Annotated in this window: 26 protein-coding genes; 11 read left to right on the forward strand and 15 right to left on the reverse strand. The window is 71.6% G+C overall.

Annotated elements, in window-relative coordinates:
• Nucleotides 1-2 precede the first annotated feature (2 nt).
• Complete coding sequence (locus GVL03_RS15455; protein ID WP_159501903.1) at nucleotides 3-1,061, reverse strand: ABC transporter ATP-binding protein; 1,059 nt, start codon at nucleotides 1,059-1,061, stop codon at nucleotides 3-5.
• 134 nt (nucleotides 1,062-1,195) lie between these two features.
• Here GVL03_RS15455 and GVL03_RS15460 point away from each other — a divergent pair, with 134 nt between their 5' ends.
• From GVL03_RS15460 to msrA, 3 genes are all read left to right on the forward strand, one after another.
• Nucleotides 1,196-1,954 carry a FadR/GntR family transcriptional regulator gene (locus GVL03_RS15460; RefSeq protein ID WP_235038197.1) on the forward strand — a complete coding sequence of 253 codons (759 nt, stop codon included), beginning with the start codon at nucleotides 1,196-1,198 and terminating at the stop codon, nucleotides 1,952-1,954.
• 66 nt (nucleotides 1,955-2,020) lie between these two features.
• Nucleotides 2,021-2,749 carry a cache domain-containing protein gene (locus GVL03_RS15465; RefSeq protein WP_159501904.1) on the forward strand — a complete coding sequence of 243 codons (729 nt, stop codon included), beginning with the start codon at nucleotides 2,021-2,023 and terminating at the stop codon, nucleotides 2,747-2,749.
• A 202-nt stretch (nucleotides 2,750-2,951) separates the two neighbouring features.
• Nucleotides 2,952-3,500 (forward strand): peptide-methionine (S)-S-oxide reductase MsrA, encoded by a 549-nt coding sequence (gene msrA / locus GVL03_RS15470; protein WP_159501905.1) that lies wholly within the window; start codon nucleotides 2,952-2,954, stop codon nucleotides 3,498-3,500.
• 132 nt (nucleotides 3,501-3,632) lie between these two features.
• Here msrA and GVL03_RS15475 read toward each other — a convergent pair whose 3' ends face one another.
• From GVL03_RS15475 to GVL03_RS15485, 3 genes are all read right to left on the reverse strand, one after another.
• Entirely contained in the window at nucleotides 3,633-4,430 is a 798-nt protein-coding gene (locus GVL03_RS15475) for an isocitrate lyase/phosphoenolpyruvate mutase family protein (RefSeq protein WP_159501906.1), read from the reverse strand.
• A 115-nt stretch (nucleotides 4,431-4,545) separates the two neighbouring features.
• Nucleotides 4,546-5,133 (reverse strand): GyrI-like domain-containing protein, encoded by a 588-nt coding sequence (locus GVL03_RS15480; RefSeq protein WP_159501907.1) that lies wholly within the window; start codon nucleotides 5,131-5,133, stop codon nucleotides 4,546-4,548.
• A gap of 64 nt (nucleotides 5,134-5,197) precedes the next feature.
• The gene (locus GVL03_RS15485) at nucleotides 5,198-6,085 is read right to left on the reverse strand and encodes an aldo/keto reductase (protein ID WP_159501908.1); all 888 of its coding nucleotides are present in this window, start codon (nucleotides 6,083-6,085) and stop codon (nucleotides 5,198-5,200) included.
• A 169-nt stretch (nucleotides 6,086-6,254) separates the two neighbouring features.
• On the opposite strand from GVL03_RS15485, the gene GVL03_RS15490 reads away from it, so the two are divergent.
• The 3 genes from GVL03_RS15490 (at nucleotide 6,255) to GVL03_RS22050 (ending at nucleotide 8,195) form a co-directional block, all read left to right on the forward strand.
• Nucleotides 6,255-6,542: a DUF6412 domain-containing protein gene (locus GVL03_RS15490; protein WP_159501909.1), complete on the forward strand. Its 288-nt coding sequence runs from the start codon at nucleotides 6,255-6,257 to the stop codon at nucleotides 6,540-6,542.
• Between the two features lie 90 nt (nucleotides 6,543-6,632).
• The gene (locus GVL03_RS15495; protein WP_159501910.1) at nucleotides 6,633-7,373 is read left to right on the forward strand and encodes a membrane protein insertase YidC; all 741 of its coding nucleotides are present in this window, start codon (nucleotides 6,633-6,635) and stop codon (nucleotides 7,371-7,373) included.
• Nucleotides 7,374-7,628: 255 nt separating this feature from the next.
• A complete protein-coding gene (locus tag GVL03_RS22050; protein ID WP_200847195.1) occupies nucleotides 7,629-8,195 on the forward strand; it encodes a hypothetical protein in 567 nt (188 codons plus the stop codon).
• Between the two features lie 31 nt (nucleotides 8,196-8,226).
• Here the strand turns inward: GVL03_RS22050 and GVL03_RS15505 are convergent, their stop codons facing one another.
• From GVL03_RS15505 to GVL03_RS15515, 3 genes are all read right to left on the reverse strand, one after another.
• Entirely contained in the window at nucleotides 8,227-8,739 is a 513-nt protein-coding gene (locus GVL03_RS15505; protein WP_159501911.1) for a glycine cleavage system protein R, read from the reverse strand.
• Between the two features lie 282 nt (nucleotides 8,740-9,021).
• Nucleotides 9,022-10,071, reverse strand: coding sequence for a zinc-dependent alcohol dehydrogenase family protein (locus GVL03_RS15510; RefSeq protein WP_159501912.1), 1,050 nt, complete (start codon nucleotides 10,069-10,071; stop codon nucleotides 9,022-9,024).
• Between the two features lie 181 nt (nucleotides 10,072-10,252).
• Nucleotides 10,253-11,017 (reverse strand): SDR family NAD(P)-dependent oxidoreductase, encoded by a 765-nt coding sequence (locus GVL03_RS15515; RefSeq protein ID WP_159501913.1) that lies wholly within the window; start codon nucleotides 11,015-11,017, stop codon nucleotides 10,253-10,255.
• Between the two features lie 101 nt (nucleotides 11,018-11,118).
• Between GVL03_RS15515 and GVL03_RS15520 the strand changes: the two genes are divergently transcribed.
• Entirely contained in the window at nucleotides 11,119-11,973 is an 855-nt protein-coding gene (locus GVL03_RS15520; RefSeq protein ID WP_159501914.1) for a helix-turn-helix transcriptional regulator, read from the forward strand.
• A gap of 15 nt (nucleotides 11,974-11,988) precedes the next feature.
• On the opposite strand, the gene GVL03_RS15525 is transcribed toward GVL03_RS15520, so the two are convergent.
• The 3 genes from GVL03_RS15525 to GVL03_RS15535 all read right to left on the reverse strand — a co-directional run bounded on the left by GVL03_RS15525 (nucleotide 11,989) and on the right by GVL03_RS15535 (nucleotide 13,816).
• The gene (locus GVL03_RS15525) at nucleotides 11,989-12,555 is read right to left on the reverse strand and encodes a ribonuclease H (protein ID WP_159501915.1); all 567 of its coding nucleotides are present in this window, start codon (nucleotides 12,553-12,555) and stop codon (nucleotides 11,989-11,991) included.
• An 81-nt stretch (nucleotides 12,556-12,636) separates the two neighbouring features.
• The gene (locus tag GVL03_RS15530) at nucleotides 12,637-13,563 is read right to left on the reverse strand and encodes a rhodanese-related sulfurtransferase (RefSeq protein ID WP_159501916.1); all 927 of its coding nucleotides are present in this window, start codon (nucleotides 13,561-13,563) and stop codon (nucleotides 12,637-12,639) included.
• A gap of 34 nt (nucleotides 13,564-13,597) precedes the next feature.
• Nucleotides 13,598-13,816: an SCO4848 family membrane protein gene (locus tag GVL03_RS15535; protein ID WP_159501917.1), complete on the reverse strand. Its 219-nt coding sequence runs from the start codon at nucleotides 13,814-13,816 to the stop codon at nucleotides 13,598-13,600.
• Between the two features lie 49 nt (nucleotides 13,817-13,865).
• Between GVL03_RS15535 and GVL03_RS15540 the strand changes: the two genes are divergently transcribed.
• The 3 genes from GVL03_RS15540 (at nucleotide 13,866) to GVL03_RS15550 (ending at nucleotide 15,551) form a co-directional block, all read left to right on the forward strand.
• Nucleotides 13,866-14,267 carry a DUF3054 domain-containing protein gene (locus GVL03_RS15540; protein WP_159501918.1) on the forward strand — a complete coding sequence of 134 codons (402 nt, stop codon included), beginning with the start codon at nucleotides 13,866-13,868 and terminating at the stop codon, nucleotides 14,265-14,267.
• A gap of 414 nt (nucleotides 14,268-14,681) precedes the next feature.
• Nucleotides 14,682-15,161, forward strand: a complete 480-nt coding sequence (locus GVL03_RS15545) for a hypothetical protein (protein ID WP_159501919.1) — start codon at nucleotides 14,682-14,684, stop codon at nucleotides 15,159-15,161.
• Nucleotides 15,162-15,551: a hypothetical protein gene (locus GVL03_RS15550; RefSeq protein ID WP_159501920.1), complete on the forward strand. Its 390-nt coding sequence runs from the start codon at nucleotides 15,162-15,164 to the stop codon at nucleotides 15,549-15,551.
• On the opposite strand, the gene GVL03_RS15555 is transcribed toward GVL03_RS15550, so the two are convergent.
• The 5 genes from GVL03_RS15555 to GVL03_RS15575 all read right to left on the reverse strand — a co-directional run bounded on the left by GVL03_RS15555 (nucleotide 15,500) and on the right by GVL03_RS15575 (nucleotide 20,141).
• On the reverse strand, nucleotides 15,500-16,774 hold the full coding sequence (locus GVL03_RS15555) for an MFS transporter (RefSeq protein WP_159501921.1): 1,275 nt from the start codon (nucleotides 16,772-16,774) through the stop codon (nucleotides 15,500-15,502). The two genes, GVL03_RS15550 and GVL03_RS15555, sit on opposite strands and share 52 nt — an antisense overlap.
• Before the next feature lie 448 nt (nucleotides 16,775-17,222).
• Nucleotides 17,223-17,795 (reverse strand): flavin reductase family protein, encoded by a 573-nt coding sequence (locus GVL03_RS15560; protein WP_159501922.1) that lies wholly within the window; start codon nucleotides 17,793-17,795, stop codon nucleotides 17,223-17,225.
• On the reverse strand, nucleotides 17,764-18,966 hold the full coding sequence (locus GVL03_RS15565) for an NAD(P)-binding domain-containing protein (protein WP_159501923.1): 1,203 nt from the start codon (nucleotides 18,964-18,966) through the stop codon (nucleotides 17,764-17,766). Before GVL03_RS15565 ends, GVL03_RS15560 begins: the two co-directional genes overlap by 32 nt.
• A 39-nt stretch (nucleotides 18,967-19,005) precedes the next feature.
• On the reverse strand, nucleotides 19,006-19,650 hold the full coding sequence (locus GVL03_RS15570; RefSeq protein WP_159501924.1) for an SDR family oxidoreductase: 645 nt from the start codon (nucleotides 19,648-19,650) through the stop codon (nucleotides 19,006-19,008).
• A gap of 89 nt (nucleotides 19,651-19,739) precedes the next feature.
• A complete protein-coding gene (locus GVL03_RS15575) occupies nucleotides 19,740-20,141 on the reverse strand; it encodes a YchJ family metal-binding protein (protein ID WP_159501925.1) in 402 nt (133 codons plus the stop codon).
• 30 nt (nucleotides 20,142-20,171) lie between these two features.
• Between GVL03_RS15575 and GVL03_RS15580 the strand changes: the two genes are divergently transcribed.
• On the forward strand, nucleotides 20,172-21,077 hold the full coding sequence (locus GVL03_RS15580; RefSeq protein WP_200847196.1) for a VOC family protein: 906 nt from the start codon (nucleotides 20,172-20,174) through the stop codon (nucleotides 21,075-21,077).
• Nucleotides 21,078-21,084 lie beyond the last annotated feature (7 nt).

Here is a 21,084-nt window from a genome sequence, read left to right on the forward strand (position 1 = left end):
GGTCAGGGAAGCTCGGCGGCGTGGTCGGCGGTCCAGGCGACGCGGACGCCGTCTCCGCGCCGCACCCGGACATCGGCCGAGGGATGGTGGGTGTTCGGCGTCTCGGCGATGATCCGGACGTCCCCCGCGACGTCGACGATCACCCGGGTGGTGGGCCCCGTGTACACGATCTCGGCGACGACACCCTGGGTCACGACGTCGTCCGCGCGGGGCATGTCCTCCTCGGAGAGCACTCGCACGCGTTCGGGACGGACGCTGATCAGCCGCGCCCGGCCGGTCAGGCGCTCGGCGACGTCGGCGGGCAGCACGTTGGAGAGACCGAGGAAGCGCGCCACGAACTCGGTCTGCGGGTACTCGTACACGTTCCGCGCCGTTCCGATCTGCTCGATCCGCCCGTCGTTGAAGACGGCGACCCGATCGCTGAGCGTGAGCGCCTCCTCCTGATCATGCGTGACGAAGATGAAGGTGATGCCCACCTCGCGCTGGATGCTCTTCAGCTCGAGCTGCATCTCCTCGCGCAGCTGCTTGTCGAGGGCCCCGAGCGGCTCGTCGAGCAGGAGCACGCGCGGGCGCAGGATGAGGGCTCTCGCGAGCGCGATGCGCTGGCGCTGTCCGCCGGAGAGCTGATGCGGGAGGCGGTCCGCGAGGTGGCCGAGACGCACCTGTGCCAACGCGGCGGTCACCGCCTCCTGGCGCTGCGCGCGTGATCGGCCCCGCACGCGCAGCCCGTACGCGACGTTCTCGCCGATCGTGAGGTGCGGGAACAACGCGTAGTCCTGGAAGACCGTGTTGACGGGGCGCTGATGAGCGGGCATCGCGGTGACGTCGTCGCCGCCGATGCGGATGGCGCCCGTCGTGACGTCCTCGAAGCCCGCGATCATGCGGAGCACGGTGGTCTTGCCCGATCCGGACGGACCGAGCATGGAGAGGAACTCCCCCTGCTCGACCTCGAGATCCAGATCGCGCACCGCGACCGTGGCGCCGAACGACTTCGTGACGCCCTCGAGACGGACGTCACCCTGGGCGACGGCCGCGGATGCGGCGGATGCGGCAAGCGGCATGACTGTACTCCTTGGGACGACTCTGTGCTCCAGGCACCGATAAACATATATAACCAGAGGTAATATTTCAACGGGATGACGCGACCGTGACGTTTGATCGCTGCGCTCCGCCCCACCGGTGAGAGGATGGGAGCGTGACGAGTCAGCCCACGGAGTCTGATCGACGGCCGCATCGCCTCCAGGGGGCGATGTTCACCTCGATCGGCGACGAGGGCCGGGCGGAGCTCGTCGAGAAGCGTCTGGCGGACGCGATCAACGGAGGCCTGCTCCCGGCCGGCGACCGGCTTCCCACCGAGGCCGATCTCGCCCGCACGATGGGCGTCGCCCCCGTCACCGTGCGCGAGGCGCTCCTCGCCCTCCGGGCGCGCGGTCTCGTCGTGACCCGCCGCGGACGACACGGCGGCAGCTTCGTGTCCGAGTCGGCCGATCCGCTCGCTTTCGCGCGGGACAGCCTGCTGGCGTCCTCGCGCCTCGCCGTGCGGGATCTCGGCGCGCACTACGCCGCGATCACGATGGGCGGCGTGCGTCTCGCGGCCCGTCGCGCAGCATCGAGCGAGGTGGCCACCATCCGAGGCCATCTCGCCCGGCTCGACGCCGGAGACGCCGCGCTCTGGCGTCAGACGATGGACGATCTCCAGATCGAGCTGGTCGCCCTCAGCCAGTCGGCGCGACTCACCCGCGACCAGATGCGGCTGCAGGCCGAGCTGTCGCCGCTGCTCCGGCTCATCGACGTCGACGAGGGCGTCCGTGCACGCCAGCGCGAGCTGTTCGAGCGCGTTCTGGACGCCGTGGACACCGGAGACGAGGACGCCGCGGGCGCCGCCACCGAGCGGATGGTGACCGAGGCGGTCGACGCGCTCGACGACCTTCGCGCCCGGGCGGAGCGCGCCTGAAACATGACCCTGTGTACGATGCGGTCACACCCACGTGCTGGGTACCGGATCTCGAGGGGAGAGGCGATGACGGCGCCACTGACCGATTCGCACCGCGACACCGAGGCGGCAGCCGGAGATCCGGCCGCCGCCGCGCACATCGTCTCGACCTACTTCGCCGCTCTGCTCGATCCGCTCGAGGCCCACGCCGACCGCATCGGCGACGAGCTCGGAGCGCACGACCTCGCGACGCTCACCGCCTCCCGGGTCGATGAGCTCGTCGACCCGCATGCACGGAGCATCCTCGATCGTCCCGGCGAGCCGGTGTACGGTGCGGGCTTCATCACGGCGATGAACCTGCTCCTGGACACGTCCAGCCACCTCGCCTGGTGGCAGGGCGCCGATCGTCGCAAGCTCGTCTTCCCCGCACAGTCGGTCAAACAGGCGATCGACTACCGCGAGCTCGAGTGGTTCCGGGTGCCGCGCATCACCGGTCGGTCCCATGTCGCGGGGCCGTACGTCGACTACCTCTGCAGCGACGAGTACACGATGACCGCCGCCGCTCCGGTCACGGTGAACGGGACGTTCGTCGGCGTCGTCGGCCTCGACGTCCTCATCGACACGATCGAGCGGCGGCTCACTCCCCCGCTGCGCGCGCTCGCGACCCCGCTCCTGCTGGTGAACGGCGTCGACCGTGTGCTGGTCTCGACCGACCGGCGGTTCTCGGCGGGCGACGTCCTGCGCCCCGATCGCGTCGTCATCCGTGACCGCCGTTCGTGCGCGTCGATCGGACTCGAGGTCGTCACCCTCGGCTGAGCGCCAGGACACGCCCCACGACTCAGAGCCCGCTCCCAGGTTCACGGGACCAAAACAAGCGCGCCGTCTGTTCTCCTCTCTGACGGCGCGGCCGCCTGCGGATGAACTCCGCGACACGGCGTGTCATCCCCGTGGCCGAGCTCGACGAGCACGACTACGGTTCATATCGCACGCTCTTCACCACCACGCAGGAGGACGCAGCATGACCACCGACACCGGATCCATCACCCGCGCCCCCGGAACCGAGACCGCCGTTCTCGCCGGAGGCTGCTTCTGGGGCGCCGAGGAGCTCATCCGCCACCAGCCCGGGGTGCTCGGCACGCGCGTGGGCTACACGGGCGGCACCAACGATCACGCCACATACCGCAACCACCCCGGTCATGCCGAGGCCGTCGAGATCGTGTTCGATCCGGAGAAGACGAGCTACCGCGACATCCTGGCCTTCTTCTTCCAGATCCACGACCCCTCGACCCTGAACCGCCAGGGCAACGACATCGGCACCAGCTACCGGTCGGCGATCTTCCCGCTCAGCCCCGAGCAGGAGCGGATCGCCCGCGAGACCATCGCGGATGTGGACGCCTCCGGCCTCTGGCCGGGGAAGGCCGTGACCACGATCGAGCCCGCGGGGCCGTTCTGGCAGGCCGAGCCCGAGCACCAGGACTACCTGCAGCGCATCCCGAACGGCTACACCTGCCACTTCGTGCGCCCGGGCTGGGTGCTGCCGAAGCGCAGCGAGACCGCGAACGCCTGAGGCCGGGGTGCTCGGCGGCCCTCCCGCGGTGGTTCCGGTCGCCGCCCTTCATCTCGTCGCGTCGCCCTCGCTCAGGGACCGAGAGCGGAGACTTTCGAGTTAGCGGTCGGGCCGTGAAGACCGCCCTCTGTGTCAGTTGAGCGCGCGCGTGGTGGCCGGGATGACGCCATCGGCGTAGAGGCTCTTCGCGACGTCCTGCAGGGCGGTCAGTGCGACCCGCTGCGTCGTCGGCCCGTACGAGATGCGGCCGACGCCCAGCGCCTCGTACTCCGCCGCGGTCAGCGCACCCGGCAGGCCGATGACGCTGATCCTGCGCTCTCCGATGCCCTCGACGAGCTGCCGCGTCACGTTCGCGTCGAGGACGCCGGGGACGAACACGATGTCGGCACCGGCGGCGAGATAGGCGCGGCCGCGCTCGATCGCGTCGGCGACGGACTCCTCGACCGGACGCCCGTCCGCGCGCACGAACGCGTCGGTGCGGGCGTTCAGGGCGAAGGGGACGCCCTCGGCCCGACCCGCCGCCACGATCGCCTCGACACGGGCCGCGGCCTCGGCGACGGGGCGCAGGCGGTCCTCCACGTTCGCGCCGACGATGCCCACGCCGATCGCGCGGCGCACGGTCTCGCCCGGGTCCTCGTAGCCGTCGTCGAGGTCCGCGGAGACCGGAACGTCGCCGGCGGCCTTCACGATCCGGCCGACCAGGTCGAGCGTGATCTCGAGCGGGATCGTGCCGTCGTCGTAGCCGAAAGTGGCGGCGATCGAGTGTCCGGCCGTGGCGAGCGCCTTCGTCTCCGGCAGGTCGAGCACGGCCTTGGCCGAGACGACGTCCCAAACGTTGACGACGCGCAGGATCTCGGGGGCGGCGTGCAACGCCGACAGCGTGCGCGCGCGGTCGGCCGGGGTGGTCTGAGTGGAGGATGTCTCGGTCATACCGCCACGCTAACCGAGCACGTCGGTGCCGCGGGCGGGCTTGTCCCGGGCCGAAACAATCGCCTCGGCGACGGAACGCCGAACATGGCCCGCAGGAGAGCCGGGCCCGAGCGGCTCAGGCAGGCGCGACGGGCTGTCTGAGGATCGTCCTGAGCTTCGCCGGATCGGTGCGGCGCACGTCGCTGAGATAGATCTCGTGGTGGCGTCCCGTCATCCGGAGCCCCATGCCCGGGATGAATCCGTCGTGCATCTCGGCGAGCACCGGGCCCTCGTCCTCATAGGGTCCGATGTGCAGCGTCTGCACGCAACGCCCTTCCTCCCAGGTCTCCCGACGGATGCGGTCGCGCGCCGGAACGAGGGCCGCATCCGCCTCGGAGACCGCACGGTCGACGTCGGCGTACGTGATCCAGTCGGGCAGGAGGTTCAGCACGGTCCAGCTCCAGCGCGACGTGTCGCGGTCGCTCGTGAACGTCGCCATGTCGTCCGACCACCACAGCGCCTCCAGCGGCATCACGACGTAGTCGCGGTCGGACTCGCGCTTGCTCCGGAACTTCAGCCGGTACGCCACCGCGAAGACGGTCGACACCGCGTCGCGGTATGCCTCGGACGTGTTCGGGTCGCCCTGGCCGTCGATCATCAGGTACGTCAGCGGCGGCACGTCGACGATCTCGCACACGCCACGGCGCGCACGATACGCAGCCATGTCTCGTTTGAGATCGACCTTCACGGAGTCGTCCCTTCCGTCGGGGAAGCCGCACCCGACGTGATCAGTTCACGTCGTTCGGATGCGCGCCCACGCGTCCCGAGCCGTCGCCCGGGTCGAGCGCCGAGATGGCGTCGACCTCGGCGTCCGAGAGCTCGAAGTCGAACACCCGCAGGTTCTCGACGAGCCGCTCACGGCTCACGGTCTTGGGGAACACGATGTTTCCCTTCTGCAGGTGCCAGCGCAGCACGACCTGCGCGGGCGAACGCTCGTGCGCCGTTGCGGCGTCGTGGACCGCGGACGCGCCGAACAGGTCGTACTTCCCCTGGCCCAGCGGCCCCCACGCCTCGATGCGCACGCCACGGGACGTCGACCACTCGACGACCTCGCGCTGCTGGTGTGCCGGATGCAGCTCGATCTGGTTGACGGCCGGCAGCGTGCCGGTCTCGGCCTCGATCCTCTCGAGCTGCTCGACCAGGTGGTTCGAGACGCCGATCGACCGGGTGAGACCCGCCTCGTTCAGCGTGACCAGCTGCGTCCACGCGTTGAGGTAGTGGCCGTTCGCCGGAGACGGCCAGTGCACGAGATACAGGTCGACGTGCGCGAGGCCGAGCTTGTGCAGGCTCTCCTCGAGCGCCGGCCGCGGCTGGTCGCCCGACTGACGGTCGTTCCAGAGCTTCGTCGTGACGAACAGCTCGTCGCGCGGGATGCCGCTCGCCGCGATCGCACGGCCCACGCCCTCCTCGTTGCCGTAGATCGCCGCCGTGTCGATGTGCCGGTAGCCGACATCGAGCGCCTCGGTCACCAGTCGCTCGGTCTCGGCCGGATCGACCTTGAAGACGCCGTAGCCGAGCTGCGGGATGTCGTATCCCGAGTTCAGGGGGATGCGGGGGATCTCGTTCAGCCGGTTCGCCTCCGCGTCGGCGCGGTGGTCTGCGTGGTGTTCTGTCATGCGTCCAGCCTAGGGAGACGGATGCGGCGCCGGGCCGCGATCGTCATCTGACGCCGTACGCGCGCAGCCGATCGGCGGGGCGTCTCCGGCACCGCCGCCGTCCCGCACCGTGTCGACCGGGCACGCGGTGGTGTTACCGTGATCCCGAACCGTCTGGCGGAGGGGGCCGATGATCGCGTCACTGACCGACCTTGTGCACGCGCTCCTGTCGCTGGTCCGGCTGACGCACGGCGCGATCCCCCATGACGGCACCGTCCTCACGGCCACGATGCTGCTGGTCGCCGCGGCCATCGTCGCCATCGCCGCTCTCGTCGCCGATGCCACCGGCCGCCTCGACACGTCCACGGCGCACCCGATGCGCGCGATGGACATCTCTTCCCCGCTCGCGCAGAGCGATCCGGATGCCTCGGGTCACCCGCGCCCTCGAGCACCGGGATCCGCGGCCACGGCCGCCTAGCACGCACCACGCATCCTCCGCGAGAGCGGAGTCCGTGGTGTCCCTTCGCGGTCGTTCCGAACCCTCGACCGCGTCGCCAGAACGGACCCCATGGACCTCTTCGCCTTCCCCCCGCTCGCTGCCGTCCTCGATCTGACCTATCGGGGCCTCGTCGCCCTCACGACCCTCCTCGAACCCGTCTCCGGCGCGTGGGCCGCTGCATCCGCGGTCGTCCTCGTGACGCTCCTCGTGCGCGCCGCCCTCATCCCGACGGGCATCGCCCAGGCACGTGCCGAACAGGTGCGCGCCCGCCTCGCGCCGCGGCTTCGCGATCTGCAGAAGCGGTGGCGGTCGAGCCCCGAACGTCTGCAACGCGAGACCATGCAGCTCTATCGGGATGAGAACGCATCGCCGTTCTCCGGGTGCCTGCCCGTTCTCGTGCAGACACCCGTCGTCGGCGTCCTGTACGCGGTGTTCCTCCATCCGGCGATCGCCGGCCGGTCCAACGCGCTGCTCGTCCAGACCGTGTCGGGCGTTCCCCTGGGGTCGAGCCTGGCCGGGTCGGTGGCGGACGGAGCGCTCGAGCCTGCGACGGTCGCCGTCTTCGGCGGAATGGTCCTGATCATCGCGATCGTCGCCGAGGCCACGCGCCGGTTGTTCCGCCCCTCGGTCGAGTCCTCCGCGGCGATGCCGGCGCTGCCGATGCGCGTGATCGGCATCCTCCCGTTCGCCACGGCGGTCGTCGCGATGTTCGTCCCGCTGGCAGCCGGCATCTACCTCGCCGTGACCGTGACCTGGACGCTCGTGCAGCGGGTCGTGCTGCGGCGCCGGTTCCCGCTCGATCCGTCGTGAGCGATCGAGCGCGCGGCCGATCGGCCGGGTGGCCGTGCGCCCTGGGGGGCGGGCGATGAACCGTTCCAGGGGCCGTGCGAGGATTTTTCGAACCGACGAGTTACCGGTCTCATCGGGGGTTTGCCCACCCTCGGGGAAGGTCTCGCCACGCCCCCGCGTTGACTCCGCCCATCGATCCCGTGAGTATGGAAGACACCCTGATACGAGACATCGAGTTTCCACGCCCCTGGATCTCGGCGTTACGAGAGGAGCTTCGTGCGAACGCACAGACGCCTGGTCACCGCAGCCGCCGCATCCGCGTGCGCCCTGGCGGTGACGGCGGTGACCGCGATCGCGCTGAGCGTCCCCGATGCCGACCCGGCGGCCAGGACCGCTCAGGCCAGCCAGATCCTCACCGTCGCCGCCGTCGATGCACCCGAGGACATCGATGCCGCGCTCGGTGTCGAACCGCCCCTGCAGGTCCGCGAGGCCGATCCGGCCCCGCGGGTGACGCTGCCCCGCCGCTCGGCCCCCGCGCCGCAGTCCCCGGTCGCCGTCCCCGGGACGACGCAGGAGGAGCCGGCGGCGACCACGCCCCCCACGACCACTCCCGAACCGACGGTGACGCCGACGCCGTCTCCAGATCCGGAGACCACTCCCGAGCCCGAACCGACACCCGATCCGGACACGACGCCCACCCCGGAACCCCCCGCCGCCGGAAATCCCGACGCGGGCACGGACGACTCCGAGACCGGGCGCCCCGGCACGACGGAAGGCGACAGGACGCAGCCGTCCTTCGATCTTCCCCCGGTGTTCGGCGACGACGCCCTCCAGGACGGCTGAGCCGAGCGAGGACCGGTGCCCCGCCGGATGCTCAGTCCCCGCGGGTCACGTCGACCTGGATCTCGGTGGCGAGGCGCTCGATATCGAGAGCGAGTTCGTCGACGTCGACGGACGCCGGCACGGACGCGGTGATCGCCGCCTCGAACAGCCGTCCGCCGGCCATCGCCGCGTCACGGGTAGCCGTCGTCATCCGATCGATGCTGACGCCGCGGGCGCTCAAGGCGGAGGTCACCTCGCGCACGATTCCGGGACGGTCGTTCCCGAGGATCTCGAACGAGAAGCGTCGCGCCGCACTCGTGTCCTCACGAAGCCCTCCGGCCTGCACGGCGATCGTGAGGAGGCCCGCGATCCCGCCAAGGGCGTCGCCGAGGGCCTCGGCGCGCGCCGGGGCGACCGACACCTCGATGATGCCGGCGAAGGCGCTCGCCAGCTCCGCGAGCTGGCTGTTCTCCCAGTTGCCGCCGTGCTCGCTCACGACGTCCGCGACGGCCGCGACGATTCCGGCACGATCGTTCCCGACGACCGTGAGCACGAGGGTTGTCATGACGCCAGCGTAGCCTCGACGCTCTCCCGAGAAGACGAGGCTTTCGCATCAGCTTGTGCGCCCCTCTTTCGGGGGCGCTTGTTCATTGATGAGAATGGGTCGCGGTCGTCCGGTTTGGCGTCGGGTTATCTGTGGTTCTGTGAGGCCGTGCATCAGCCGGTTGACCTCCCGCCATCCGCGGTCCCGCGAGATGATCGTCGACCAGCGCCTCTCCGGCACGCTCGCCCCGGTGCCGAGCGTGTACCCTCGTCCCGGTCCGACACCGCGACGACGCGCGGGACGTCACGGGCGCAGCAGCACCTTCGTGGCGCGACGCTCGTCCATCGCCGCGTACGCCTCGGCGGCCTCGGCGAGCGGCAGCGCCAGGTCGAACACGAGCCCCGGCCGGATGGCGCCGGAGCGCACGTCGGGGAGCAGCTCCTCGATGTATCCGCGCACGGGCGCGACGCCCCCGTTCACCCCGACGTTGCGGTTGAACATCGGCCGAACCGGGAACTCGGGGCCGCCGTTCGGCACGCCGACGTAGCCGACCATGCCGCCCGGTCGGGCGGAGCGCAGGGCCTGGTCCATCGACTCCTTCGTTCCGACGCACTCGAGCACGCGATCGGCGCCGATGCCGCGGGTGAGCCCGCGCACCGCCTCGACGCCCTCGTCGCCGCGCTCCTCCACGACGTGCGTCGCGCCGAACTCGCGGGCGAGCGCCTGGCGCTGCGGGTGCCGCGACATCGCGATGATCGTGGTCGCGCCCAGGCGCTTCGCCGCGATGATCGCGCACAGTCCCACAGCGCCGTCGCCAACGACCGCCACGGCGTCGCCCGGTTGCACACCCGCGGAGACCGCCGCGTGGTGCCCCGTCCCCATCACGTCGCTGAGGGTCAGCAGGCCCGGGATCTCCTCCTCCACGACGGGACCCGGAACGACGGCCAGAGTGCCGTCCGCGAGCGGAACGCGCACGTACTCGCCCTGCCCGCCGTCGGCGAAGCCGTCCTCGCCGGCATCGCTCCCCCACCATCCGCCGTGCAGGCAGGAAGTGCTCACGCCGTTACGACAGTTCAGGCACGTGCCGTCGCAGACGTAGAACGGAGCGATCACGAAATCGCCCGGCCTCACCGCGGACACCTCCGGCCCCACGCTCTCGACCACGCCGACGAACTCATGTCCGACGCGATGGGGTGTCTCGGTCGGGGTCACCCCGCGGTACGGCCACAGGTCGGAGCCGCACACACAGGCCGCGACGACCCGAACGATCGCGTCCCTGCCGGTGGAGAGCACGGGATCGGGGACCTCCTCGACGCGGATGTCCCGGGCGGCATGGATCACGGTGGCGAGCATGTGCTCCAGCCTACGCAGGGGCCGCAGGCCCGGACGCCCGCGTCGCGTCCCGGCGGGATGGCGTGCGCGAGGATCATGCCCCTGCGTCCGCGACGACGAGCTCCTCATGATCCGCTTCCACGCCCCCTTCCTGCGCGCGACACATCCGACAGCGCGATCGGCCGGCGGCACATGTGGTCGCTCAGAGGCGTTGGCCGCCCGACGCCTCGATGCGTTGTCCGGTCACCCACCCCATGCGCGGGTCGAGCACCGCGGCGATCGCCCGGCCCACGTCGTCCGGCTCGCCGATGCGGCCCATCGCGACGGTGGGGAGGATCATCGCGCGGTACGCCTCGTCGTCGCGGATGGCACCACCGCCGAAATCGGTCGCCGTGGCTCCGGGCGCGACCGTGTTCACGCGGATGCGCCGCGGACCGAGGATCTTCGCGAGGTAGACCGTCCACGTCTCGACGGCGGTCTTCACGGCCGCATAGACCGAGTACGCCGGGTTCAGCGGCATGCGGCTCAGCCCGGTCGAGATGTTCACGATGTGCCCGCCGTCGGCGATCGTCGACGCGAGGCGCTGGGTGAGCAGCACGACACCGGTGAAGTGCACCGCGACCAGACGCTCGATCTGCGCTGGCTCGATGCCGCCGAACGGGGTCAGGCCGGCGAACCCGGCGTTGTTCACGAGTCCGTCGATCGTGTCGCGGCCCCATCGCGCTCCGAGCACGTCCTGCAGCGCCTCCGCGAAGCCGTCGGAGGCCGCAGGGTCGGTCGTGTCCAGCGGAAGCGCCGCCGCCCGGCGACCACGCGTCTCGATCTCGGCGACGACGGCCGCGGCGGCGACCGCGTTCGACTGATAGGTGAGCACGATGTCCGTGCCCGCCTCGGCCAGAGCGAGGGCGGCGGCGCGGCCGAGTCCACGCGAACCGCCGGTGATGAGGATGATGCGTTCGTTCGTCATCACCCCAGCCTGCGCCCGACGCGCCGTCGCGACCAGGGCCCGCTCATCCGGGGATCGGCCATCCCTGGCTGTGCGGCGCTGCGAGGCGCAGGATGGGACGCATGGATCGGGATCAGCTCGCGGAGTTCCTCCGCACGCGGCGCGAGGCGCTGCGACCGGAGGACGTCGGGCTCACGCGGGGTCCGCGTCGCCGCACGCCGGGGCTGCGCCGCGAGGAGGTCGCGCAGCTGTCAGACATGTCGACCGACTACCTGACCCGCCTCGAGCAGCGCCGCGGACCGCAGCCGTCCGAGCAGATGCTGTCGGCGCTCGCCCGGGGGCTTCGCCTGTCCGGTGCCGAGCGCGATCACCTGTTCCACCTGGCCGGGCACCCGGCCCCGGAACGCGTCGGCACCGACGCATACGTGTCGCCGGGGATGCTCCGGATCCTCGACCGCCTGCAGGACACCCCGGCGCAGGTGATCAGCGAGCTGGGCGAGACCCTCGTGCAGACCGCGCCGGCGAAGGCGCTGCTGGGCGACTCCTCTGCGCTGACCGGGATCCGACGGGCGACCGTGTACCGCTGGTTCGCCGAGCCCGCCTCGCGCGAGGTCTATGCGAGCGCGGACCACGACGAGCGCGGACGCACCTTCGTCGGCGAGCTGCGCGCGGCGTACGCGCGGCTCGGACGGCACTCGCGGGCCGGTGAGATCGTCGCCGAGCTCCTGCGCACCAGCCCCGAGTTCACCGATATCTGGGATGCGCACGACGTGGCGCAGAAGCACCCGCAGACCAAGCGGTTCCGGCATCCGGAGGTGGGCGCGCTGACCCTGGACTGTCAGACGCTGCTCGACCGCGAGACCGGTCAGCGCCTGCTGGTCTTCACGGCGATGCCCGGAACCGTCGACGCCGAGCGCCTCGCGCTGCTCTGCGTCATCGGCACCCAGCGCATGGCGAGCGCTCCGTCCGAGCCGTAGCCGGCCCTGCCCGGCTCAGCGGCGCGGTGCGCGGTCGCCCGAGCCGCGCGGGGGGTCGACCGACACGTCGAGCGGGTCGAGCCCGCGGTGCGACGTCCAGACGAGCTCCTCTCCCTTCGCGGCGTGCTGCGAGGCACGCACCGCCCTCTCGTCGGCCCAGCTGTTCAGACGATGCCCGCTGTGTCCGCGCACGTGCTCCAGGACGACGGGCGGCAGGCCTGCGTCACGGCGCGCGTCGCGCGCGGCGATGAGCTGCTCCAGGATGTCGCGGTTCGCCGTCGGCTTCCTGGCGCTCGTGACCCATCCGCGCCGTGCGTGACCGTCCATCCACGACGAGTAGGTGTCGATCGCGTACTTCGAGTCCGCCTGCACGGTGAGATGCGTCACGTGCTGGTGGTCCCGGATGGCGTGGAGAAGGCCCAGGAGCTCGCCGATGTTGTTCGTTCCGGCCGGGATCGAGCCCGCGGCCCACTGACCGTCCTCGCCGACCCACGCCCAGCCCGCCGGTCCCGGGTTCCCCTTGCACGCCCCGTCGGTCGCGAGGGTGTAGCGGTCGAGCGGCTGATCGGGTACGGGAGGCATTGCTCCATCCTCCCATCGATGCGGAGGCGGCCACCGCCGGATGCGGCGATCCCGCACCGGCGACGGCCCCGGCCGATCCGGTCATGCCTGCGAGGACGACCCCGCCGCGTGCGGATGGGGTCCGCAGGTGATCCGCTCGCGCGCGACGGCGCACTCCTCGCACTCCACCACGCGTCGCCGGCACGCGTCGTCGGCGCAGTTCGTCATCCGCGACGAGGCGGCGCCGCAAGCGGCGCAGGTGCCGATGACCGCGGCATCCGGGCCGAGGTCCATGGACTCGCGCCCGTCGAAGACGTACAGCGACCCCTCCCAGAGGCCGTCGTTCCCGAACCGCTCGCCGTACCGGACGATGCCGCCGTCGATCTGATACACCTCCTGGAAGCCGCGCGCGACCATCAGGCTCGACAGCACCTCGCAGCGGACGCCGCCGGTGCAGTAGGTGACGACGGGCCGGTCCTTGAGGTGGTCGTACCGACCGGAGTCGAGCTCGCCGACGAGGTCGCGGGTCGTCGCCGCATCGGGAACGACGGCGTTCCGGAATCGTCCGATCTCGGCCTCGAACGCGTTCCGCCCGTCGAAGAAGACCACGTCGTCGCCACGGTCCTCGATGAGCGCGTGCACCGCATCGGGGCTGAGCGGCGTTCCGCCGCCGACGACGCCCCCGCCGTCCACGGTCAACTCCCCGGGCGCACCGAAGCTCACGATCTCGTCGCGCACCTTGACCGACAGCCGCGGGAAGTCGAGGCTGCGCCCGTCCCCGTCGAGGCCGGATCCCTCCGACCACTTCACGTCCATGCCGGCGAACGGGGCGTACTGCAGGGTCTTGCGACGGTAGGCCTTCACAGCAGGCAGCTCACCGCCCACCGTGCCGTTGATGCCGTCCTTCGAGATCAGGATGCGTCCACGCAACCCGAGCAGCTCGCACAGGTCGCGCTGCCACAGGCGCACCGCCTGCGGGTCGGCGAGGGGGGTGAACTGGTAGAAGAGCAGGATCTTCGTGACGGCCACCGGGCAATCGTAGGCGGTCCGGCCGTGTGCGCGGTCAGATCGTGACGAGCGCCCAGACGCCGGCGATCGCGGAGACCAGCGCCAGCAGCAGCGCGATGCCGATGAGCACGGCGTGCACGATGAGGAAGGCCGTGGGCTTGCCGGCCGCATCGCGCGCGCGGGCGTCCTTCGCGACTCGCGTGAAGAAGCGCGGCCAGACGACGACGTTGAAGACCGCATTGAGGAGCAGGAGTACGGCGAGCAGGATCTGCATGCTCCGAGCGTAGACCGGGCTGCGAGGATGGAGAGGGAAAGGAGGACCCGTGACCCATCGCACCCGCACGGCGGTGACGGCGCTCGTCGTCGACGCCGTGCTCGTCGTCGTCTTCGCCGCGTTCGGTCGTGCCGCGCACGCCGAGGGTGTGCTCGGCCCGTGGGGCGCGGGTCTCGCGCAGACGGCCTGGCCGTTCCTCGCCGCCCTCGCCCTCGGCTGGCTCGTGACGATGGCCTGGCGCCGCCCGACCGCGCCGCTGGCGACCGGTGTCGGAGTCTGGGCCGTGACCGTGGCCGGCGGGATGCTGCTGCGCACCGCGACCGGCCAGGGCACCGCCGTCGCCTTCGTCGTCGTTGCGGCCGTGACGCTGCTGGTGCTGCTCGTCGGCTGGCGGACGATCGACGCGACCGTGCGCCGACGTCGACAGCGGTCCCGCCCGTCGTCGCGCTGACCCCGCGCGCCCTCATCTGATCGTCTCCCCCGCGCCTCTCCGCAGACCCGTCTCCACCCGCCCGCCAGGTCGCCGCAGGACGCCCTGGGCTCGGGGCACCGCATCCGCTTCGCGAGGAGATCCGACATGAGCGACGACCGGACGTCCCCGGACACCCCCCGAGTCCGATGCGGCTGCGTCGCCAGCGGCCGGTGCGCCCGCCGCTCCACCGGCACGATACGTGCAGCCATACCCGGGTGCGGTGCCGGTCCCGGTGGGCGGGGCCCCGGCGTCGGTCCCGGCGGGCGACGCCCTCACGGCTGCCCACGGCGGGTATCCGCCTCCCCTGCCGCCCTACGCGCGTCCGCCGCAGCCGCTTTCCCCGGGTGCCGCATCGACGCCGCCCCGGGCGCGCCGAGATCGGCCGCTCTCGGCGTGGTGGCGCTGACCTTGGCGATCGGCGGGATCCTGCTCACGATCGTGCCGTTGTTGAACCTCCTCGCCGCCCCGGTGCTCGTCGCGGGGTTCGTCTGCGCGCTGATCGGGCTCATCGGCCGCCGTCACGGCGGCAAGGGACTCAGCATCGCCGCGCTCGTTACCTCCGCCGCCGGTGTCCTCGCCGTGGTCCTGGTCGTCGCATCGGTGCTCTTCGTGGGGTTCGGCAGCCTCTGGGATCAATCCGCGCCGGGCACCGAACCCGCGCCACCGGCCGCCGAGGAGTCCGCGGAGCACGGCGCCGAGCACGAGCTCGTGACGGTCGAGAGCGCCGTCGGCCGGACCGCCTTCGACGAGACGTTCTGGTGGTACGCCGTCGTCATCGACAACCCCAACGACGACGCGATCTTCGAGGACGTCGACGTGCTCGTGCATGCGGTCGACCCCGACGGCGTCGTCCTCGACACCGGATGGGACTAAGTGTCGATCGCTCCGGGACGCACGGCGCTCGCCGGCATGTGCCTCGACGTCGGCGAGGGCGGGATCGCGCGGCTCGAGATCGAGCTGCCCGCCGCGTCCGGCGCGACCGTCCTGTCCCCCGACGACCTCGGCGCGGTGACGGTGAGCGAGGCAGCGGCCGCGCAGGACCCCGTCGGGACGATCGTGTCCGGCACCGTCACGAGCACGTTCGCCATGCCGCAGGAGTACATCGGTGTCACCGTCCTCGCGCGGGACGCCGCCGGGACGATCATCGACGCGGGGTGGTCGTTCGCCGACGTCCTACCCTCCGGTGGCTCCGCACCGTTCGAGTCCAGGTTCTACGAGCCGCTGCCCGCCGACACGGTGTTCGAGGCGTACCCGACGCTGTAGGCCCGACGGTGCTCGCGGCGCTCCACCGCGAGGTTCAGCACGCCGAACAGCACGACCAGCAGTCCCGCGACCGCGGGGAACGCGAGCGCGAGCGTGACCGAGACGTTCTCGCCGACCGCTCCGGTGACGGCCGATGCGAGGGCCTGCGCAAGGGTGAGTGCCGAGGCGAGGAGGGTCATCGTCGTCGCGGAGCGGCCGGCCGGGCTGCGCTCGCCCGCGAGGCTGAAGATCGTCACGAGCGCCGGCCCCACCCCGAGCCCCATGACCAGCAGGGTCACGACGAGTCCGTCGACCGCGTGGGTCATCGCGTAGGCCGAGGCCGACACCGTCATGACCGCCGCGAACACGATCCAGCGCCAGCGCAGCGCGAACCGGGGCGGCAGCGCCGCGACCGCGAGGGCCAGGATCGCCGACCCGATGCCCATGAGGCCGTAGAGGAGTCCCGCTTCGGAGCCCTCGCCGCGTGTCTCCATGAACGCGGTCAGCGAGGTCAGCGTCGCGCCGAAGAAGAGCCCGACGGCGAACGTCGCGCCCACGAGGACGAGCACTCGGGGATGCAGCACCGCCGAGAACGGCGCCCGCTGCTCGGTCTCGGACTCGCTGGAGGTCGCCAGGACCCCGGTCGGATGCAGTGCGAACGCCGTGACGAACACGAAGCTGAGGGCGGCCGCGATGGCGATCGGCGCCCACGGAGCGAGCAAGGAGGCGAAGACGCCGACCAGGAACGGCCCGATGACGAAGGCGGTCTCATCAGCCGCCGACTCGTACGACATGGCACGCGAGAACGTGCGCGGTCGACGCTCGGGGCGCAGGCGGTCGCGGATGATCGCGATCACCCGGCTGCGGCTCATGGCCGCGGCCTGCGGGGCGGTCACGCCGATCAGTGCGGCGACGACGAGCACCATCCCGGCCGGCATCCCGGAGAGCACGACGAGGGGGAACAGTGCGAGCAGCACCCCGTTCAGCAGCCCGACCGGCACGAGCACGGTCCGCTGGCCGTGACGGTCGACCGCGTCGCCGATGACCGGACCCGCGACGACGACGCCGATGCCGACGGCCGCCGAGGCGAGGCCGCCGAGCGCGACGGATGCGGTCGCGCTCGTGACCAGGGTGAGCACCCCCACGACCATCATCGCGAACGGAAGACGCGCCACGAACGCGATCGGGAAGTACCCCCAGCCGGTGTGCTGGACGAGTGTGCGATCGTCGGTTCTGGACGCCACGACTACCTCCGCGGAAGATCAGCGGTCGTGCCGCCTTGCTCCGTCAGCAGGTGGTTGCACTCGGCGCCCCGCGCCCCGCTGGGGCGACCGGAGGGGCGGCATCGGGTGATCGTCGCGGGATGCTGCCACGGCCGTGGCGCTTGCGCGCCGCATCCAGTCTACGACGCGAACCGCTCACCGGCGCAGGATGCCCCTTCGTCCGAGGTGGCGGAGGTCCGGTTCACCTGTCGCTCCCGGTCGCCGAGATCGGCAGGGACAAGACAGATGAACCGTGGAGACCTCGGGAGTGGCGAAAGTCCGGTCGCTGCCCTTCGTCTCGGAGCTTCGCTCCTCGCTCAGGAACCGCGAGCGCAGCGAGACGAAGCGCCCCACCGGAACGAGCGCACCGCGCTCCCACGTCTCGTCGTTTCGCTCCTCGCTCCGGGACCGAGAGGACGAGACTTCCGCATCAGTCGACGCGCGAGTGGTCGCCGAGACGGTGCCAGGTGCGGTTGTGGTAGACCAGCGCGTTGCCGTGCTCGCCCGGGTCGACGTCGCGGTTGAGGCCGGACTGCAGCGCGTGCGCCGCGATGACGGTGGAGCCCCCGGCGTTCATCCGCTCGATGATGCTGCAGCGCACCCACGCGCGCACCCCGTTGTAGACGGGCTCGCCCGTCACCAGACGCGTCCAGGCGTCGCGGTCCGCGAAGCGGTCGATGCCGCTGGTGGCGCCGAGCTTCGCCACGTCGATGTCGTCGCTGTCGAGCAGGTGCACCACGATCGTCTCGGCCGCGAGGATGGCGGGGGCTGCGGACGAGAGCGCCGAGACGGAGAAGATGAGCAGCGGCGGCTCGGCGCTGACCGACGACACGGAGGTCGCGGTGAGCGAGACGGGACCGTCCGGCCCCTCCGCCGTGATGACGGCGACCCCACCGGGGTGGCCGCGGAAAAGGGCCTTGAACTCATCGGGAGAGAGTGACGCGCTGATCGCGCGCTCCGGGTCGACGACCTCATCCACGGGATGCGAGGGATTGATGCTCATGGTCCGACGCTATGTCCTTTCTGTTTCGCGGAGGTGACACGAGTGAAACACTGCGCAATGGTGCGGGCGCGGCCTCGCCGAGATCCGCGACGATCTGGCGCACGGCCGCGCGGCCGGCACGGTTCGCGCCGACGGTCGACTGCGAGGGTCCGTAGCCGATCAGGAACAGACGCGGCTCGTCGACCGATCGGGAGTCCTCGACGCGGATGCCGCCCGCCGGCGTCCGCAGCCGCAACGGCGCGAGATGGTCGACCGCCGCTCGGAAGCCCGTCGCCCAGAGGATGACGTCGGCGTGGACGAACGAACCGTCCGGCATTCGCACGCCGTCCTCCTCGATCGCCGTGAACATCGGATGCCGCACGAGCACACCGCGTCGCTGGGCGGCCCGCGCCCACGGGGTCCAGTGCATCCCGGTGATCGAGATCACGCTCCCCGGCGCCAGCCCCAGGCGCACCCGCTCCTCGACGCCCGCGATGGCCGCGACCCGGGCCGGGACGTCGAAGTCCTCGTCGATCCAGTTCGGCTCGCGTCGGGTCACCCAGACCGTGCGCGCGACGCGCGAGATCTCCTCGAGCAGCTGGACCGCCGAGACGCCGGCTCCGACGATGACGACCGTCCGGCCCGCGAACTCCTCCGCCGAGACGTAGTCGTGCACATGCAGCTGCTGCCCGCGGAACCGCTCACGCCCCGGGTAGGCGGGCCAGTGCGGGCGCGTCCAGGTTCCCGTCGCGTTGATCACGTACCGGGCGGCGAAGACCTCCGGCTCCGTCCCGCTCGCGGTCTCCGCCTCGACGAGCAGCCCGGCCGACGGCGGCTCGGCGCGGCGCACGGCCCGCACCCGCACGGGTCGCCGCACGTCCAGGTCGTACCGGGCCTCGTAGTCGGCGAAGTACGCCGGCAGCACGTCGCGGCTCGCCGCGGCCGGGTCGGCGGGCGGCACCGGGTGACCGGGCAGCTCGTGAATGCCGTTGACCGTCGCCATCCGGAGCGTCGGCCACCGATGCTGCCACGCGCCGCCGGCGCGCGCCGCCGCGTCGAGCACGACGAAGGTGCGATCCCCGGCACGGGCACGCGAGAGCGGCACGAAGCCGCGGCGCCGTAGGTGGTAGGCCGCCGACAGACCGGCCTGGCCTGCGCCGACCACGACGACGTCGACGGGCTGCGGGGTCATGACCGACCCAACGCCCGCCCGCGCCGGCGCATTCCGCGCTCAGCCGCGCAGTTCCTCCGCGATCGGAGTCGCGCCGGCACCGAAGCGGATGGTCCTGCCCGCCGTGGCGTCCTCGACCAGCGTCTCGGCGATCACGGCGGCCACATCGGCTCGCGCGACCTCGCCACGGCCCTCGGGGTCGGTCGTGATGAGCCCGGTGCGCTCGTCCAGCGTGAGGGCGCCGGGCCCGAGCACGGTCCACCGCAGGTCGCTCGCCCGCAGGTGCTCATCGGCGGCGAGCTTCGCATCGGCGTACGCGTAGAACGGGTCTTCCGGGTCGATGCCGTGATCGGACGACGATCCGATCCAGGAGACCATGACGTAGCGGGACACTCCCGCACGAGCCGCCGCATCGATGGAGCGGATCGCCGCGTCGCGGTCGACCGCGTACGTGCGCTCGCGGCTCCCGCCGCCCGCGCCGGCCGACCACACGATCGCGTCGTGGCCGCGGACGAGCTCCGTCAGCTCGTCGGTGTCGAGATGCTCGATGTCCGCGACCTGCGGCGTCGCTCCGGTCGCCGCGACCTCGTCGGCGTGGTCGGGATTGCGGACGACGGCGGTCACCTCGTCGCCGCGGGCGGCGAGCAGCGGCTCCAGCAGCAGGGCGACCTTGCCGTGGCCGCCGAAGATGAGAACGCGTGCCATGTGAGCTCCTGGGGGTCGGGTCCGGACAGGTCACTCCACTCTACGAAGCCGACCGGTGCCCTCGACCAGGGTTGACAGCTCCGGGTCGGTCAGCCGACCACCCCGTCGAGGTACCACCAGCGGTCGCTCTGCCACACGAACCGGCTCCGCTCGTGCAGCTCGCCGCTCTCCCGTCCTGCTCGGTAGCGGGCGCGGAACTCGACCCGCCCGCGTCTGTCCCCCGGCATCCCGTCCTGCGTGTCCAGGATCTCCAGTCCCGTCCAGCGCACGGCCGCGTCGAGCTCGAGGTCGTCCGGACGCGTCCCCGGGTGCCAGCTGTCGGCGAGGTGCCGCGTATCGCCGACGACGAACGCCGTGTAGCGCGAACGCATGAGCGCCTCAGCCGTCGCCGGCGGGTTCCCGCGCAGGGCCGGGGCGCAGCATCCGCCGAAGGCCGCACCGCTCCCGCAAGGACAGGCCGACACGTCGTCGACGCGCGGAGAACCGGGCATATGCGGAGCCTAGCCGCTGTTGCAGGGGGCATGACCGACGCGCAGATCCTCCACCCGGACACGACGATGGATGCGGTGACCCTCCGCGTCGGCGACCTGGAGGCCATGTCCGGCTACTACGCCGACGCGCTCGCGCTCACTCCTCTGGAGGAGCGCAGCCGCGGCCGCGAGGTGCACCGCGTGCTCGGGCGGGCCGGCACCCCGATGGTGCGTCTCGTGCACACGCCGGGGCTTCCCGCCGCCGATCCCCGGCAGGCCGGTCTCTTCCACACGGCCTTCCTGTTCGACTCGCCGGCGGCGCTCGCAGCGACCGTCCACCGCACCGCGCAGCATCCGCGCAGCCGCTTCGCCGGGGCCAGCGACCACCTCGTCAGCGAGGCGTTCTACTTCACCGATCCCGAGGGCAACGGCATCGAGCTGTACGCCGACCGCGCGCGCGATCTCTGGCAGCACATCGGCGACGAACTGCAGATGGGGGTCGAGCGCCTCGATCCGAACGACTACCTGCGCCGGCACCTCACCCCGGAGGCGCTCGAGGGTGCGCCGACCGACGGCGGCAGCGTCGGTCACGTGCACCTGCAGGTGGGCGAGATCGCCACCGCCGATGCCTTCTACCTCGAGGCGCTCGGGTTCGAGGCGACCGTGCGCTGGTACCCCGGCTCTCTCTTCGCCTCGGCGGGCGGCTACCACCATCACGTCGCGATGAACACGTGGAACAGCGCCGGCGCGGGCCCCCGCGCCGCGAGCCTCGGTATCGGCGAGGTCGCCCTCACGGTGCCGGCCCGCGCCGACCTCGACGCCCTCGCCGACCGTCTGCGTGCACGCGGGATCGACTTCGGCGACGACGGCCGCACCGTGACGACCGCCGACCCCTGGGGCACGCGCGTCACGGTCGCCCTCCCCGGCACCACGACGGACGAGCTGCTCGAACGCTGACCCCGCA

The sequence above is a fragment of the Microbacterium sp. 18062 genome (assembly GCF_902706225.1).
In the GTDB taxonomy this organism is placed as follows: Bacteria; Actinomycetota; Actinomycetes; order Actinomycetales; family Microbacteriaceae; genus Microbacterium.